Here is a 12,216-nt window from a genome sequence, read left to right on the forward strand (position 1 = left end):
TGTGGAGTCGCGGGCGGGTAGGGGTGTGGAGTCGCGCGCAGGCAGGGCGCGACGATGACCGCGGTAGCGGCTCACCGGTTCGCGGGGGCGGCTGCGGTAGCCTCGGCGTCCGGCCGATGGTGAGCGCCAGGGCAGGAGGGCAACGCAGCACATGACGAGTTCGAGGCGGCAGGACGGCGACGCCGAGAACGCCGATCCGGGCGCCCTGTTCTCCGCCGAACGGGTCGAGAAGGCCAAGGCCACCGACCCGGCGGTGACCCGTCAGCGGCGCGAACTGCTCGAACCGCCGGCCCTGCAGCGGCACGGCCCGGCCCGCGTCATCTCGCTGTGCAACCAGAAGGGCGGCGTCGGCAAGACGACGTCGGCCATCAACCTCGGGGCGGCGCTGGCCGAGTTCGGCCGCCGGGTGCTGCTCGTCGACTTCGACCCCCAGGGGGCGCTGTCGGTCGGTCTCGGCGTGCAGCCGCACCAGCTGGACCGCTCGACCTACAACCTGCTGATGGAGCGAGACGTCACCCTCGACGACGTGCTGCTCAAGACGTCGGTGCCGGGCATCGACCTGCTGCCGAGCAACATCGATCTGTCGGCGGCGGAGATCCAGCTCGTCGGTGAGGTGGCCCGCGAGCAGACCCTGGCCCGCGCGCTGCGACCGGTGCTCAACGAGTACGACTTCGTGCTGATCGACTGCCAGCCCTCGCTCGGCCTGCTCACGGTCAACGCGCTCACCGCGTCGCACGGCGTGATCATCCCGCTCGAGTGCGAGTTCTTCAGCCTGCGCGGCGTGGCCCTGCTCATCGACACTATCGAGAAGGTGCAGCAACGGCTCAACCCCGACCTCAAGCTCGACGGCATCCTGGCGACGATGTACGACGGCCGCACGCTGCACAGCCGCGAGGTGTTCTCCCGGGTGCTCGAGGCCTTCGGCGACGCCGTCTACGACACGGTCATCACCCGCACCGTCCGCTTCCCGGAGACGACGGTCGCCGGTGAGCCGATCACGTCCTGGGCGCCGACCTCGACCGGCGCGAAGGCGTACCGCAACCTCGCCCGTGAAGTGATCTCTCGTTCATGAGCTTGCGAACGACAGGTGGCATGGCCCCCGGCGGCCGGAGCGAAGCGACGGCCGGCCGTGAGTGAGACCGACGACCTGCTGACCGTCGAGGACGCCATCGAGATCGACGAGTTGGCGGCCGATGCGGGGACGACCTCCGGCGACGGCGCCTTCCACGTCACGCTGGCGAACTTCGAGGGACCGTTCGACCTGCTGCTGAACCTGATCAGCAAGCGGCAGCTCGACGTCACCGAGGTCGCGCTGTCGCAGGTGACCGACGAGTTCATCAGCTACCTCGCCGGCATGGAGACGTGGGACCTGGGCAAGGCGACCGAGTTCCTGGTCGTCGCCGCCACCCTGCTCGACCTCAAGGCAGCCCGGCTGCTGCCCGCGGCCGAGGTCGAGGACGAGGAGGACCTCGCGCTGCTCGAGGCGCGCGACCTGCTCTTCGCCCGGCTGCTGCAGTACCGCGCCTACAAGCTGTCGGCCGCGTACCTGGAGGAGCTCGACCGCACCCAGTCGCGCCGGCACGGACGATCGGTCGAGCTCGAGCCGCGCTTCGCCGAGCTGCTGCCCGAGGTGCTGATCGGGGTGAGCCCGCAGCAGTTCGCGGCCATCGCGGCCACCGCGCTCGCGCCCAAGCCGGTACCGGTGGTGATGACCGACCACGTGCACGCGCCGCAGGTCAGCGTGTCGGAGCACATGGCCATCCTGCGCGAGAGGTTGCGCCGGATCGGTTCGGCGACGTTCCGCTCGCTGACCAGTGACTGCACGATGACGCTCGAGGTGGTGGCCCGGTTCCTGGGCCTGCTCGAGCTGTACCGCGACGGGTCCGTCGCCTTCGACCAGGTCGCCGCCCTCGCCGAGCTGCGGGTGCGCTGGACCGGGGCCGGGGGATCGTCGGACGACGTCGAACCGATGGATGCCAGTGCGGATGAGGAGTACTCGTGAGCGAGCCCGAGGTCGAGACCGTCGTCAAGGAGGAGGCGACGGTCGAGGAGATCCTGCCGGGGGTGCTGGCGGCCCGGCTGTCCGATCCGGCCGACCTGGTGGCGGCGGTCGAGGCGATCCTGTTCGTCGTCGACGCGCCGGTGAGCATCGCCTCGCTGGCGGTGTCGCTGCAGCAGACGACCGATGCCGTGCTGACGGCGGTCGACGCGCTGCGCACCACCTACGACGAGCGCAACGCCGGCTTCGAGGTGCGCGACATCGCCGGGGGCGTGCGGCTCTACACCCGGCCCGAGCACGCCGACGTCGTCGAGCACTTCCTGCAGGACGGCCAGCGCAGCAAGCTCACCCAGGCCGCGCTCGAGACCCTGGCCGTGATCGCTTACCGCCAGCCGGTGACCCGCGCCCGCGTCTCGGCGATCCGCGGCGTCAACGTCGACGGCGTGGTGCGCACGCTGCTCGCCCGCGGCCTCATCGTCGAGGTCGGCAACGACCCCGAGACCGGTGGTGGGTTGTTCCGCACCACGCAGCTCTTCCTGGAGAAGATGGGCCTCCACTCGCTCGACGAGCTGCCGTCGCTCGCCCCGCTGCTGCCCGATCTCGACGGCCTGGACGGCATCAGTGACGGCGAGTGAGTGAGCTGCCCGACGGCATCCGGCTGCAGAAGGTGCTGGCCGCGGCTGGCGTCGGCTCGCGACGCGCCTGCGAGGAACTGATCGCCGCGGGCCGGGTGACGGTCAACGGCAGGGTGATCGAGCTCGGCGCGCGGGTCGACCCGCTCACCGCCGTCATCCACGTCGACGGCGACCGCATCACCGTCCGCGACGACCTGGTGTACCTCGTGCTGAACAAGCCCCGCGGCGTGCTGAGCGCGATGAGCGACGACCGCGGGCGGCGCACCGTCGGCGACCTCGTGGCCGACCGTCCGGAGCGGCTGTTCCACGTGGGGCGCCTGGACGCCGACAGCGAGGGCCTGCTGCTGCTGACCAACGACGGTGAGCTGGCCCACCGGCTCACCCACCCGTCCTTCGGCGTGATGAAGACGTATCTCGCCACTGTGCCCGGCCCGGTGGGCAAGGACGTCGGCCGTCGGTTGCGCAAGGGCATCGAGCTCGACGACGGCCCGGTAAAGGCCGACGGGTTCAAGGTGATCCAGGAGCACGACGACCGCGCGATCGTCGAGGTCGTGCTGCACGAGGGCCGCAAGCACATCGTGCGGCGGATGCTGGCCGAGGTCGGGCACCCGGTCGAGCGTCTCGTCCGCACCCGGATCGGCCCGGTGAACCTCGGCGGTCAGAAGGCGGGCACGCTGCGCCCGCTGACCCGCGGCGAACTGGTCGAGCTGCACCGCCTGGCGGAGTCCGCCCCGGAGTGATCGACGGCCCGTGGCAGGCTGGACGTGCAGACGAACCGACGGGCAGGAGCAGCAATGGCAGTGCGGGCCGTGCGAGGCGCGATCCAGGTCGAGGCCAACGAGCGGGACGAGATCCTGCGGGGGACGACCGAACTGGTGACCGAGGTGCTGCACCGCAACGCGATCGCCGCCGAGGACCTCATCAGCATCGTCTTCACCGCCACCCCCGACCTCGACGCCGAGTTCCCGGCCTACGCGGCCCGGCTGCTCGGGCTCACCGACGTCCCCCTGCTGTGCACCACCGAGATCGCCGTGCCGGGCTCGATGCCGCGGGTGCTGCGGCTGATGGCGCACGTCGAGACCGAGCGGCCGCGCGGTGAGATCCGCCACGTCTACCTGCGTGGCGCCGCCGCGTTGCGGACCGACCTGCCGCAGTGAGCGCCGAGTGGGCGGACCGATCCCGGAAGGTCCGTATCCTCGGACCTGTGACCAACGAGAACCCCCGCTCCTCGGCCACCCCGCGCACCCCGTTCACGGGGGTGGTCGCGCTCGACGGACCGTCGGGAACCGGCAAGTCGACCGTGGCCCGGCGCCTGGCCGCCCAGCTCGGCGCCCGCTACCTCGACACCGGTGCGATGTACCGCGCCGCGACCGTGGCGGCCCTGCGAGGTGGGGTGGACCTCGACGACAACGTGGCCATCACCGGAGTCGTCGAGTCGGCCAAGATCGAGATCTCGACCGACCCCGAGGCCGTGTCCATCACCCTCGACGGCGAGCCGGTCGACTCCGAGATCCGCGCGCCCGAGACCACGGCGGCGGTCAGTGCCGTGTCGGCCGTGCCCGCGGTGCGCGCCCTGCTCGTGGCCGCCCAGCGGGAACTCATCGCCGACGGCGGCATCGTGGTCGAGGGCCGTGACATCGGTTCGGTCGTCTGGCCCACGGCCCGGCCCAAGGTCTACCTGACCGCCAGCGCCCGGGCCCGGGCCGAGCGGCGCGCCGGTGAGCTCGGCAGCGACGTCGCCTCGGTCGCGTCGGACATCGAGCGGCGCGACACCCTGGACAGCAGCCGCGCGGCCAGCCCGCTGACCCAGTCGGCCGACGCCATCGAGCTCGACACCACCGAGCTCGACATCGACCAGGTGGTCGCCCGCCTGCTCGACCTCGCCGCGAGCGCGGACGCATGAGCGACGTCGACGATCTGGCCGCCGCCGCCGCCGCCGCCGACGAGGCCGGGCCGGCCGTCATGCCGGTCGTCGCCGTCGTCGGCCGTCCGAACGTCGGCAAGTCCACGCTCGTGAACCGCATCCTGGGCCGCCGCGAGGCGGTCGTGCAGGACATCCCGGGCGTCACCCGCGACCGCATCGCCTACGACGCGCTGTGGAACGGCCGCCGGTTCACCCTCGTCGACACCGGCGGCTGGGAGCCCGACGCCCGCGGCCTGCAGGCCATGGTGTCGGCCCAGGCCGAGCGGGCCGTCGCGACGGCCGACCTCGTCGTCTTCGTCATCGACGGTCGTACCGGCGCCACCGAGACCGACCTCGTCGTCGCCCGCACGCTGCGCCGGGCCAAGCGCCCCGTCGTCCTCGCCGTCACCAAGGTCGACGACGAGCGTCTCGAACCCGACACCGCCGAGCTCTGGTCGCTCGGGCTCGGCGAGCCGATGCCGGTGTCCGGCCTGCACGGCCGGGGGAGCGGCGACCTGCTCGACGCGGTCCTCGAACGCCTGCCCGACGCCCCGAAAGACGCCGACGAGCCGGCCGGCCCGCGTCGCGTGGCCCTGGTCGGACGACCCAACGTCGGCAAGTCCAGCCTGCTCAACCGGCTCACCGGTGAGGACCGCTCGGTCGTCGACTCCGTCGCCGGCACGACGATCGACCCGGTCGACAGCCTGGTGCAGCTGGGCGGCGAGACCTGGCGCTTCGTCGACACCGCCGGCCTGCGCCGCCGCGTGCACCAGGCCAGCGGCATGGAGTACTACGCCAGCCTGCGCACGGCCGCGGCCATCGAGGCGGCCGAGGTGGCCGTGGTGCTGCTCGACTCGTCCGAGCGGCTCAGCGAGCAGGACCAGCGGGTCATCGGCGAGGTCGTCGAGGCCGGCCGGGCGCTCGTGCTGGCCTTCAACAAGTGGGACCTCGTCGACGAGGACCGCCGCGAGCAGCTCACCAAGGAGATCTCGCGCGACCTCGCCCGCGTGGCGTGGGCGCCGCGGGTGAACGTCTCGGCCCGCACCGGTCGGGCCGTCGACAAGCTGTCCGGCGCGCTGCACACCTCGCTCGAGTCGTGGGACCGTCGCATCTCCACCGGCCGGCTCAACACGTGGCTCACCGAGGTCGTCGCGCAGACCCCGCCGCCGCCGCGCGGGGGCAAGGCGCCGCGCGTGCTGTTCGCCACCCAGGCCGACACCCGCCCGCCCCGTTTCGTGCTCTTCACCACCGGATTCCTCGAGGCCGGCTACCGCCGTTTCATCGAGCGCCGGCTGCGCGAGGACTTCGACTTCACCGGTACACCACTCGAGATCTCGGTGCGGGTCCGGGAGAAGCGAAAGCGGTGACCGGCCTGCGATAGGGTTGGCGCCGGTCGCGGGAAGGCATCCGCGCATCGGGACGTGGCGCAGCTTGGTAGCGCACCTGACTGGGGGTCAGGGGGTCGCAGGTTCAAATCCTGTCGTCCCGACAGACAAGGAACGACGGCGCGCGGGAGGTCGGCGTGAGCGGAGGATCCGTGAGCACCGGCACGGACCTCTCCCCGCCGGACGACGGCGCGGATCGGCTCTGGACCATTCCGAACGGACTCAGCGTGCTGCGGCTGCTCGGCGTGCCGCTGTTCCTCTACCTGCTGCTCGGCCCGCATGCCGACGCCTGGGCGCTCGGCATCCTGATGATCTCGGGCTTCACCGACTGGCTCGACGGCGTGCTCGCCCGCAAGCTCAACCAGATGAGCCGGTTCGGCGCGCTGCTCGACCCGCTCGCCGACCGCCTGTACATCCTCGCCACCCTCGTCGGGCTGGTGCTGCGCCACGTCATTCCCCTGTGGCTCGCGATCGTCATCGTCGGACGCGACGCGATCCTGACCGTCGCGCTGGCCCTACTGCGCCGCGCCGGCTACGGGCCGCCGGCCGTGCACTACCTCGGCAAGGCCGCCACTTTCTGCCTGCTCTACGCGTTTCCGCTGCTGCTGCTCGGCACCTATCACGGGCCGGTGGCCTACGTCTGCCGCGCCGTTGCGTGGGGCTTCACCATCTGGGGGACGGCGCTGTACCTGTGGGCCGGCGCGGTCTACCTGATCCAGGTGGGTGGGCTCGTCCGTAACCCGATCCGACAGCCGGCGAGCGCGTGAAGGACGGCAAGCCCGCGCCGCCGCTCGCCCTTCCCGACGAGCGCAGCCTGGCCTCGGCCCGGCTGCTCATCGACCTGTTCACCAACACTCTGGACCCTGGGTACGCCGCGGCGGCGAAGCGGCGCGGGCCGGACACCCCGCGCCGGGTGTGGGAGCAGCCGGCGGTCGCGGTCGGCTGCCTGCTCATCGGCTTCCTGCTCGTGGTGGCCTACGTCCACACCAACCGGGGCGCCCCCGAGGCGCAGCAGGTGCACGACCGGCTCGTGAACCGCGTGCGCACGGCCGAGCGCGACGCCAACGGCCTGTCCGCCCAGTTGAGCCGGGCCGAGAGCTCGCTGGCCGCCGAGCAGGCCAAGGAGCTGCCGGCGTCGGGCGCGATCGCGCAGAACCTGCAACGGGTCCGCCAGGCGGCCGGGCAGGTGGCGGTGCACGGGCCCGGGCTCGTGGTCACCCTGCGCGAGCCGCCCACGTCGACGGCGAGCCCGAACGGCGGGCGAGTCGGGGCGATCCCGATCGGCTCGAGCTTCATCCTCACCGACCGTGACGTGCGGGCGGTGGTCAACGAATTGTGGAACGACGGCGCGGAGGCCATTGCAGTGAACGACATACGGCTCACGCCGACGAGTGCCATCAGATTCGCCGGGCAGGCCGTGCTCGTGGACTTCCAGCAGGTCACCCCGCCCTACCGCATCGCCGCGATCGGGGCGCCCGACGACCTGTCGGTGCAGTTCGCCGAGAGCGGGGTCGCGAGCCGCTACCAGACCCTCGCCGGCGCCGACAACATCGGCTTCACCTTCACCGAATCGACCTCGCTGTCGCTCAAGGCGAGCGCGCCGGTCATCCCGCGGTACGCGTCGCCGGCGCCGAGCCCCTCGCGGAGCGGCCGATGATCGCCGGACTCGCCCTCGTCGTCGGCATCGTCGCCGGGCTGTGGCTGCGGCCGACCGTCCCGACCTGGCTCGAGCCCTACCTGCCGATCGCCGTGGTCGCCGCGCTGGACGCCGTCTTCGGCGGTATCCGCTCCCGGCTCGACGGCATCTTCGACGCGAAGGTCTTCGTCGTCTCGTTCATCTCCAACGTGCTCGTGGCGGCCCTCATCGTGTTCCTCGGTGACAAGCTGGGCGTGGGCGGGCAGCTGTCCACCGCCGTGGTCGTCGTGCTCGGCATCCGCATCTTCGGCAACGCCGCCGCCATCCGCCGGCACCTGTTCCGGGCCTGACGATGAGCGATCCCGAGACGGACACCGCAGACGTCGACACCCCGGACCTCGACCCCCCGGGCGCAGTCGCCCCGCACGGCAAGCACGAAGCGGCCGGAGCGGCCGCGCCACACGGCCGCTGGCTGACCGGCCGGCACGCGTCGGCCGCGGTCATCGGCGTGCTGACGCTGCTGCTCGGCTTCGCCATCGCGGTGCAGGTGCGGGCGAACTCGTCGTCGGACACGCTGTCCGGCCTGCGCGAGGACGACCTCATCGGCCTGCTCGACAACCAGAACGACCGGGCCGACCGGCTGCGGGTGCAGATCGCCCAGCTGCAGGACACGCTGCGCCGCCTGCAGGACAGCGGCGACCGCTCGGCCGCGGCCCGCCAGCAGGCGGCCCAGGAGGCCCAGGCCCTCGGCGTGCTGCTCGGCACAGTGCCCGCCCGCGGTCCCGGCGTCGTCGTCGAGGTCACCGACCCGGCTCGCAAGCTCACCGGTGAGGACCTCCTCGACGTCGTCGAGGAGCTCCGCGGGGCCGGGGCCGAGGCGATCCAGTTCGGCGGCCTGCGCGTCAGCACCTCCACGTCGTTCCAGGGCAGCGGCGGCAGCGTGACCGTCGACGGCACGACGGTCACGGCCCCGTACCGGGTAGTGGCGATCGGCGAGGCCAGGACGCTGAACACCGCGCTGAACATCCCGGGTGGGGTGGGCGCGACCGTCCGCACCGCCGGGGGCGAGCTCACGGTCACCGAACGGCCCTCGGTGACCATCACCGTCACCCGCCCGTTGAGCACCCCGAAGTACGCCAAGCCGGGGCACTGACGCGATTGCGGCACGCCCCGACGAACCTGTCGCGGCGCGGTGGGTAGGGTCAACCCGATTCGCGAAGTCGACCAGAGAGGCCAGGGCGATGTCCGACGTCCCCGACGACCTGAAGTACACGGCCGAGCACGAGTGGGTGCGCGAGACGGCGGGCTCCAAGACCGCACGGGTCGGGGTCACCGACTACGCGCAGGAGGCCTTGGGCGACGTCGTCTACGTGTCCCTGCCCGAGGTCGGCGCGACCATCGAGAAGGGCGCCGCGATCGGCGAGATCGAGTCGACGAAGAGCGTCTCGGACATCTACGCGCCGGTCAGCGGTACCGTGTCGGCACGCAACGACGCGCTCGACGACCAGCCCGAGCTGATCAACTCCGACCCGTACGGTGAGGGGTGGATCTTCGAGATCGACATCGCCGACGACGGTGGCTCGGACGGCCTGCTCGACGCGGCCGCGTACGGGACGCTCGCGGGCTGAGTGCTCCGCTGCGAGCGACCGTCCGGCGCTCGTACACGACTCCAGCACAAGATCGAAAGACATCGCCGACGGACGGGTCAGCTCGATTGACCCTCGCTGCGGCACCGTCCTAGGCTCGGGCGCACCGACCGATCCGCACGAATGGTGCGACGGCGTGCTCGGGTGATCGATGCTGATGACTACGAAGGGTGGACGCGCGTGTTCTGCACCGCTTGTGGCACGGAGAACCTTCCCGGCAGTCACTTCTGCGCGAACTGCGGGGCGGCGCTGCCGGCGGCGGCTGCGGGTCCGGACGTGACGAGCACGATCCCGGCAACGGGCTCGGTTCCCGACGTCGACAGCGAGTTCTCGGTCGAGCCCCACCAGGGCGCCGTCGACGCGCTGACCCCCGGCTCGGCGCTGCTCGTCGTCAAGCGCGGGCCCAACGCCGGCAGCCGATTCCTGCTCGATCAGGACGTCACCTCGGCGGGTCGCCACCCGGACAGCGACATCTTCCTGGACGATGTCACCGTGTCCCGCAGACATGCAGAGTTCCGCCGCGAAGGCAGCGGCTACACCGTGCACGACGTCGGTTCGCTCAACGGCACCTACGTGAACCGGGAGCGCATCGACGCCGCTCCGCTGTCGGGCGGCGACGAGGTGCAGATCGGCAAGTTCCGGCTGGTCTACCTGACCGCCGCCGTGCGTACGGGTGTGGGAGCGAAGGCATGACATCGGTGAGCGCTGCGGCGAACGCTAGCTCCACCGCGACGCTCACGATCGGGGACGTCCTCGGCCACCTCAAGGTCGAGTTCCCCGACCTGACGATCAGCAAGATCCGCTTCCTCGAGACCGAGGGGCTGGTGCAGCCCGAGCGCACGCCGTCGGGCTACCGCAAGTTCTCCTCCGGCGACGTCGCCCGGCTGCGCTACGTGCTCTCCCAGCAGCGCGACCACTACCTGCCGCTGCGGGTGATCAAGGACCAGCTCGACGCGATCGACCGCGGCCTCGTGCCGCCGGGCACCTCGACCGACAGCCCGCGCCCGGCCCACGTGGCCGTCGCCTCCATCCAGGGCAACGCGCCGACGGCCGAACACTTCCGGCCCGCGCCGGCGGCGATGCGGTTGTCCAAGCCCGAGCTGCTCAACGCGGCCGGACTGCGCAGCGACCAGCTCTCCGAGCTCGAGCAGTTCGGGCTCATCAGCGCCAAGCCGGGCGGCCACTACGACGACGACGCGCTCGCCGTCGCCAAGATCGTCGCCGACCTCGCCCGCTTCGGGCTCGAGGGCCGGCACCTGCGGGCCTTCCGCACCGCCGCCGAGCGCGAGGTCGGCCTGTTCTCGCAGGTCGTCGGCCCGATGGGTCAGAAGCGCGGCGGCGAGGCCAGGGCACGCGCGGAGGAGACCGTCCGCGAGCTCGCGGCGCTGTCGGTCCGCCTGCACGCGGCCCTCGTCCAGATCGGTCTGCGCGAGGTCGTCAGCGGTTCCTGAGCCTCGACCCGCCCCCTCGTCCGAACGTGTAGCGTCGAAGTCGTGCGTCGAGCGCGTCGTTGGTCGAGCACGTCGTTGGTCGAGCCGAGTCGTGGTGGCAGGAGGTCTCACATGCATCCGATGCGAGTTGTCGGAGTCCGCGTGGAACTCCCGGCCAACCAGCCCGTGGTGCTGCTGCGCGAAGAGGACGGCGTGCGGTACCTGCCGATCTGGATCGGCGCCGTCGAGGCCTCGGCGATCGCCTTCCAGCAGCAGGGTGTGCAGACCCTCCGCCCGCTGACCCACGACCTGCTGCGCGACGTCATCAAGGCGCTCGGGGTGCGGCTCGAGGCCGTGCACATCACCGAGATGCGGGACGACATCTACTACGCCGAACTGCGCTTCAGCGGCGGCGTCACCGTGAGCGCGCGGCCGTCGGACGCGATCGCGCTGGCGCTGCGGGCCGACGTCGCGATCCTCGGCTCCGACGCCGTGCTCGACGCCGCCGGGATCGAGATCCCGGACGAGCAGGAGGACGAGGTCGAGAAGTTCCGCGAGTTCCTCGACACCATCTCGCCGGAGGACTTCGCCTCGGGGGGATGAGTCCCCTCCGGACGGGTCCGACCGAGGTCACCCAAGAGTGAACCTCAACATGAGGGTTACAAATTGCGGCGCGTCGCATTGACCCGGGTACCCAGGCCGACCTACCGTCAGGCCATCGAATCACCACGATGGGATTCGGGCGGGTCGAGCAGCACCGGGGTCACGAGATTCCGGGCCGGTCGAGCAGAACAGGCGGGGTTGATGGACGAGTTGCCGGAGCAGGGGACGCTCTTCGCCGATCCCACCGGGCCGGCCCCGGACGACTTCGTGGGCTACCGAGGCCCGACGGCCTGCTCGGCCGCGGGCATCACCTACCGCCAACTCGACTACTGGGCCCGTACCAACCTCGTCGTCCCGACCGTGCGCTCGGCGACCGGCTCGGGCAGCCAGCGGCTGTACTCGTTCAAGGACATCCTGGTCCTGAAGGTGGTCAAGCGCCTGCTCGATGCCGGCGTCTCGCTGCAGAACATCCGCGTCGCCGTCGACGCGCTGCGCGTCCGCGGCGTCGACGAGCTGGCCCAGCTGACCCTGCTCTCCGACGGCACCACCGTCTACGAGTGCACCTCCTCCGAAGAGGTCGTCGACCTGCTCCGCGGCGGCCAGGGCGTCTTCGGCATCGCGGTCAGCGGTGCCCTGCGCGAGCTGCGCGGCTCGCTGGTGCACCTGCCGGCCGAGCGGGCCGACGCCGGGGCCGACGAGCTCGTCGAGGGGCGCCAGGACGAGCTGTCGCTCCGCCGCCAGCAGCGCTCCGCCACCGCCTGACCAACTTCGCGTCCGACGGGCCGCCGGGCTACTCGGCTGGTACCGTCGAACACGGCTGCCGACTACGCGCGGGAGAGCCGATCCGGGTCGATGGCGACACGGAACCGGCGCCGAAGGGGCAACATCCCCGGAACCTCTCAGGCACCAGGACCGCGCGGGCGAGGCCACTCTGAAGGGGATCCACCCCGACAGACGGGGACGCATGTCACCGCCGGGT

The 12,216-nt window shown here is 71.6% G+C and carries 16 protein-coding genes, 1 tRNA gene and 1 riboswitch; all 17 genes read left to right on the forward strand.

Annotation, left to right across the window (positions count from 1 at the left end; translation table 11 throughout):
- The first annotated feature begins 151 nt into the window (after window positions 1–151).
- Window positions 152–1,072, forward strand: coding sequence for an AAA family ATPase (locus tag VGN18_RS03455; protein ID WP_327538240.1), 921 nt, complete (start codon window positions 152–154; stop codon window positions 1,070–1,072).
- 57 nt (window positions 1,073–1,129) lie between these two features.
- On the forward strand, window positions 1,130–2,002 hold the full coding sequence (locus VGN18_RS03460) for a segregation and condensation protein A (protein ID WP_327538241.1): 873 nt from the start codon (window positions 1,130–1,132) through the stop codon (window positions 2,000–2,002).
- A gap of 50 nt (window positions 2,003–2,052) precedes the next feature.
- Window positions 2,053–2,634 carry an SMC-Scp complex subunit ScpB gene (gene scpB / locus VGN18_RS03465; protein WP_414655013.1) on the forward strand — a complete coding sequence of 194 codons (582 nt, stop codon included), beginning with the start codon at window positions 2,053–2,055 and terminating at the stop codon, window positions 2,632–2,634.
- On the forward strand, window positions 2,631–3,374 hold the full coding sequence (locus VGN18_RS03470; protein WP_327538243.1) for a pseudouridine synthase: 744 nt from the start codon (window positions 2,631–2,633) through the stop codon (window positions 3,372–3,374). The genes scpB and VGN18_RS03470 overlap by 4 nt, the downstream gene beginning before the upstream one ends.
- 54 nt (window positions 3,375–3,428) lie before the next feature.
- Window positions 3,429–3,791 carry a chorismate mutase gene (gene aroH / locus VGN18_RS03475; RefSeq protein WP_327538244.1) on the forward strand — a complete coding sequence of 121 codons (363 nt, stop codon included), beginning with the start codon at window positions 3,429–3,431 and terminating at the stop codon, window positions 3,789–3,791.
- Between the two features lie 47 nt (window positions 3,792–3,838).
- A complete protein-coding gene (gene cmk, locus VGN18_RS03480) occupies window positions 3,839–4,537 on the forward strand; it encodes a (d)CMP kinase (protein WP_327538245.1) in 699 nt (232 codons plus the stop codon).
- A complete protein-coding gene (gene der / locus VGN18_RS03485; RefSeq protein ID WP_327538246.1) occupies window positions 4,534–5,904 on the forward strand; it encodes a ribosome biogenesis GTPase Der in 1,371 nt (456 codons plus the stop codon). The genes cmk and der overlap by 4 nt, the downstream gene beginning before the upstream one ends.
- A gap of 48 nt (window positions 5,905–5,952) precedes the next feature.
- Window positions 5,953–6,026 (forward strand) — tRNA-Pro (locus tag VGN18_RS03490).
- Window positions 6,027–6,074: 48 nt separating this feature from the next.
- Window positions 6,075–6,689 carry a CDP-alcohol phosphatidyltransferase family protein gene (locus VGN18_RS03495; protein WP_327538247.1) on the forward strand — a complete coding sequence of 205 codons (615 nt, stop codon included), beginning with the start codon at window positions 6,075–6,077 and terminating at the stop codon, window positions 6,687–6,689.
- A complete protein-coding gene (locus VGN18_RS03500; protein WP_327538248.1) occupies window positions 6,686–7,579 on the forward strand; it encodes a DUF881 domain-containing protein in 894 nt (297 codons plus the stop codon). Before VGN18_RS03495 ends, VGN18_RS03500 begins: the two co-directional genes overlap by 4 nt.
- A complete protein-coding gene (locus tag VGN18_RS03505) occupies window positions 7,576–7,908 on the forward strand; it encodes a small basic family protein (protein ID WP_327538249.1) in 333 nt (110 codons plus the stop codon). Before VGN18_RS03500 ends, VGN18_RS03505 begins: the two co-directional genes overlap by 4 nt.
- Before the next feature lie 2 nt (window positions 7,909–7,910).
- On the forward strand, window positions 7,911–8,711 hold the full coding sequence (locus VGN18_RS03510) for a DUF881 domain-containing protein (protein WP_327538250.1): 801 nt from the start codon (window positions 7,911–7,913) through the stop codon (window positions 8,709–8,711).
- 88 nt (window positions 8,712–8,799) lie between these two features.
- Complete coding sequence (gene gcvH, locus VGN18_RS03515; RefSeq protein WP_327538251.1) at window positions 8,800–9,186, forward strand: glycine cleavage system protein GcvH; 387 nt, start codon at window positions 8,800–8,802, stop codon at window positions 9,184–9,186.
- Window positions 9,187–9,384: 198 nt separating this feature from the next.
- The gene (gene odhI / locus VGN18_RS03520; protein ID WP_349259824.1) at window positions 9,385–9,897 is read left to right on the forward strand and encodes an oxoglutarate dehydrogenase inhibitor Odhl; all 513 of its coding nucleotides are present in this window, start codon (window positions 9,385–9,387) and stop codon (window positions 9,895–9,897) included.
- Complete coding sequence (locus tag VGN18_RS03525) at window positions 9,894–10,655, forward strand: MerR family transcriptional regulator (RefSeq protein WP_327538253.1); 762 nt, start codon at window positions 9,894–9,896, stop codon at window positions 10,653–10,655. The genes odhI and VGN18_RS03525 overlap by 4 nt, the downstream gene beginning before the upstream one ends.
- 111 nt (window positions 10,656–10,766) lie before the next feature.
- Window positions 10,767–11,237, forward strand: coding sequence for a bifunctional nuclease family protein (locus VGN18_RS03530; protein WP_327538254.1), 471 nt, complete (start codon window positions 10,767–10,769; stop codon window positions 11,235–11,237).
- 201 nt (window positions 11,238–11,438) lie between these two features.
- Window positions 11,439–11,999: a MerR family transcriptional regulator gene (locus VGN18_RS03535; RefSeq protein ID WP_327538255.1), complete on the forward strand. Its 561-nt coding sequence runs from the start codon at window positions 11,439–11,441 to the stop codon at window positions 11,997–11,999.
- Between the two features lie 59 nt (window positions 12,000–12,058).
- Window positions 12,059–12,162: riboswitch (glycine riboswitch) on the forward strand.
- Window positions 12,163–12,216 lie beyond the last annotated feature (54 nt).

This window comes from Jatrophihabitans sp. (genome assembly GCF_036000465.1).
Classification (GTDB): Bacteria; Actinomycetota; Actinomycetes; order Mycobacteriales; family Jatrophihabitantaceae; genus Jatrophihabitans.

Coding starts and splice junctions, on each gene's coding strand:
- VGN18_RS03455 (WP_327538240.1), top strand. CDS start 152: ATGACGAGTTCGAGGCGGCAGGACGGCGACGCCGAGAACGCCGATCCG.
- aroH (WP_327538244.1), top strand. CDS start 3,429: ATGGCAGTGCGGGCCGTGCGAGGCGCGATCCAGGTCGAGGCCAACGAG.
- der (WP_327538246.1), top strand. CDS start 4,534: ATGAGCGACGTCGACGATCTGGCCGCCGCCGCCGCCGCCGCCGACGAG.
- VGN18_RS03505 (WP_327538249.1), top strand. CDS start 7,576: ATGATCGCCGGACTCGCCCTCGTCGTCGGCATCGTCGCCGGGCTGTGG.
- VGN18_RS03510 (WP_327538250.1), top strand. CDS start 7,911: ATGAGCGATCCCGAGACGGACACCGCAGACGTCGACACCCCGGACCTC.
- gcvH (WP_327538251.1), top strand. CDS start 8,800: ATGTCCGACGTCCCCGACGACCTGAAGTACACGGCCGAGCACGAGTGG.
- VGN18_RS03525 (WP_327538253.1), top strand. CDS start 9,894: ATGACATCGGTGAGCGCTGCGGCGAACGCTAGCTCCACCGCGACGCTC.
- VGN18_RS03530 (WP_327538254.1), top strand. CDS start 10,767: ATGCATCCGATGCGAGTTGTCGGAGTCCGCGTGGAACTCCCGGCCAAC.
- VGN18_RS03535 (WP_327538255.1), top strand. CDS start 11,439: ATGGACGAGTTGCCGGAGCAGGGGACGCTCTTCGCCGATCCCACCGGG.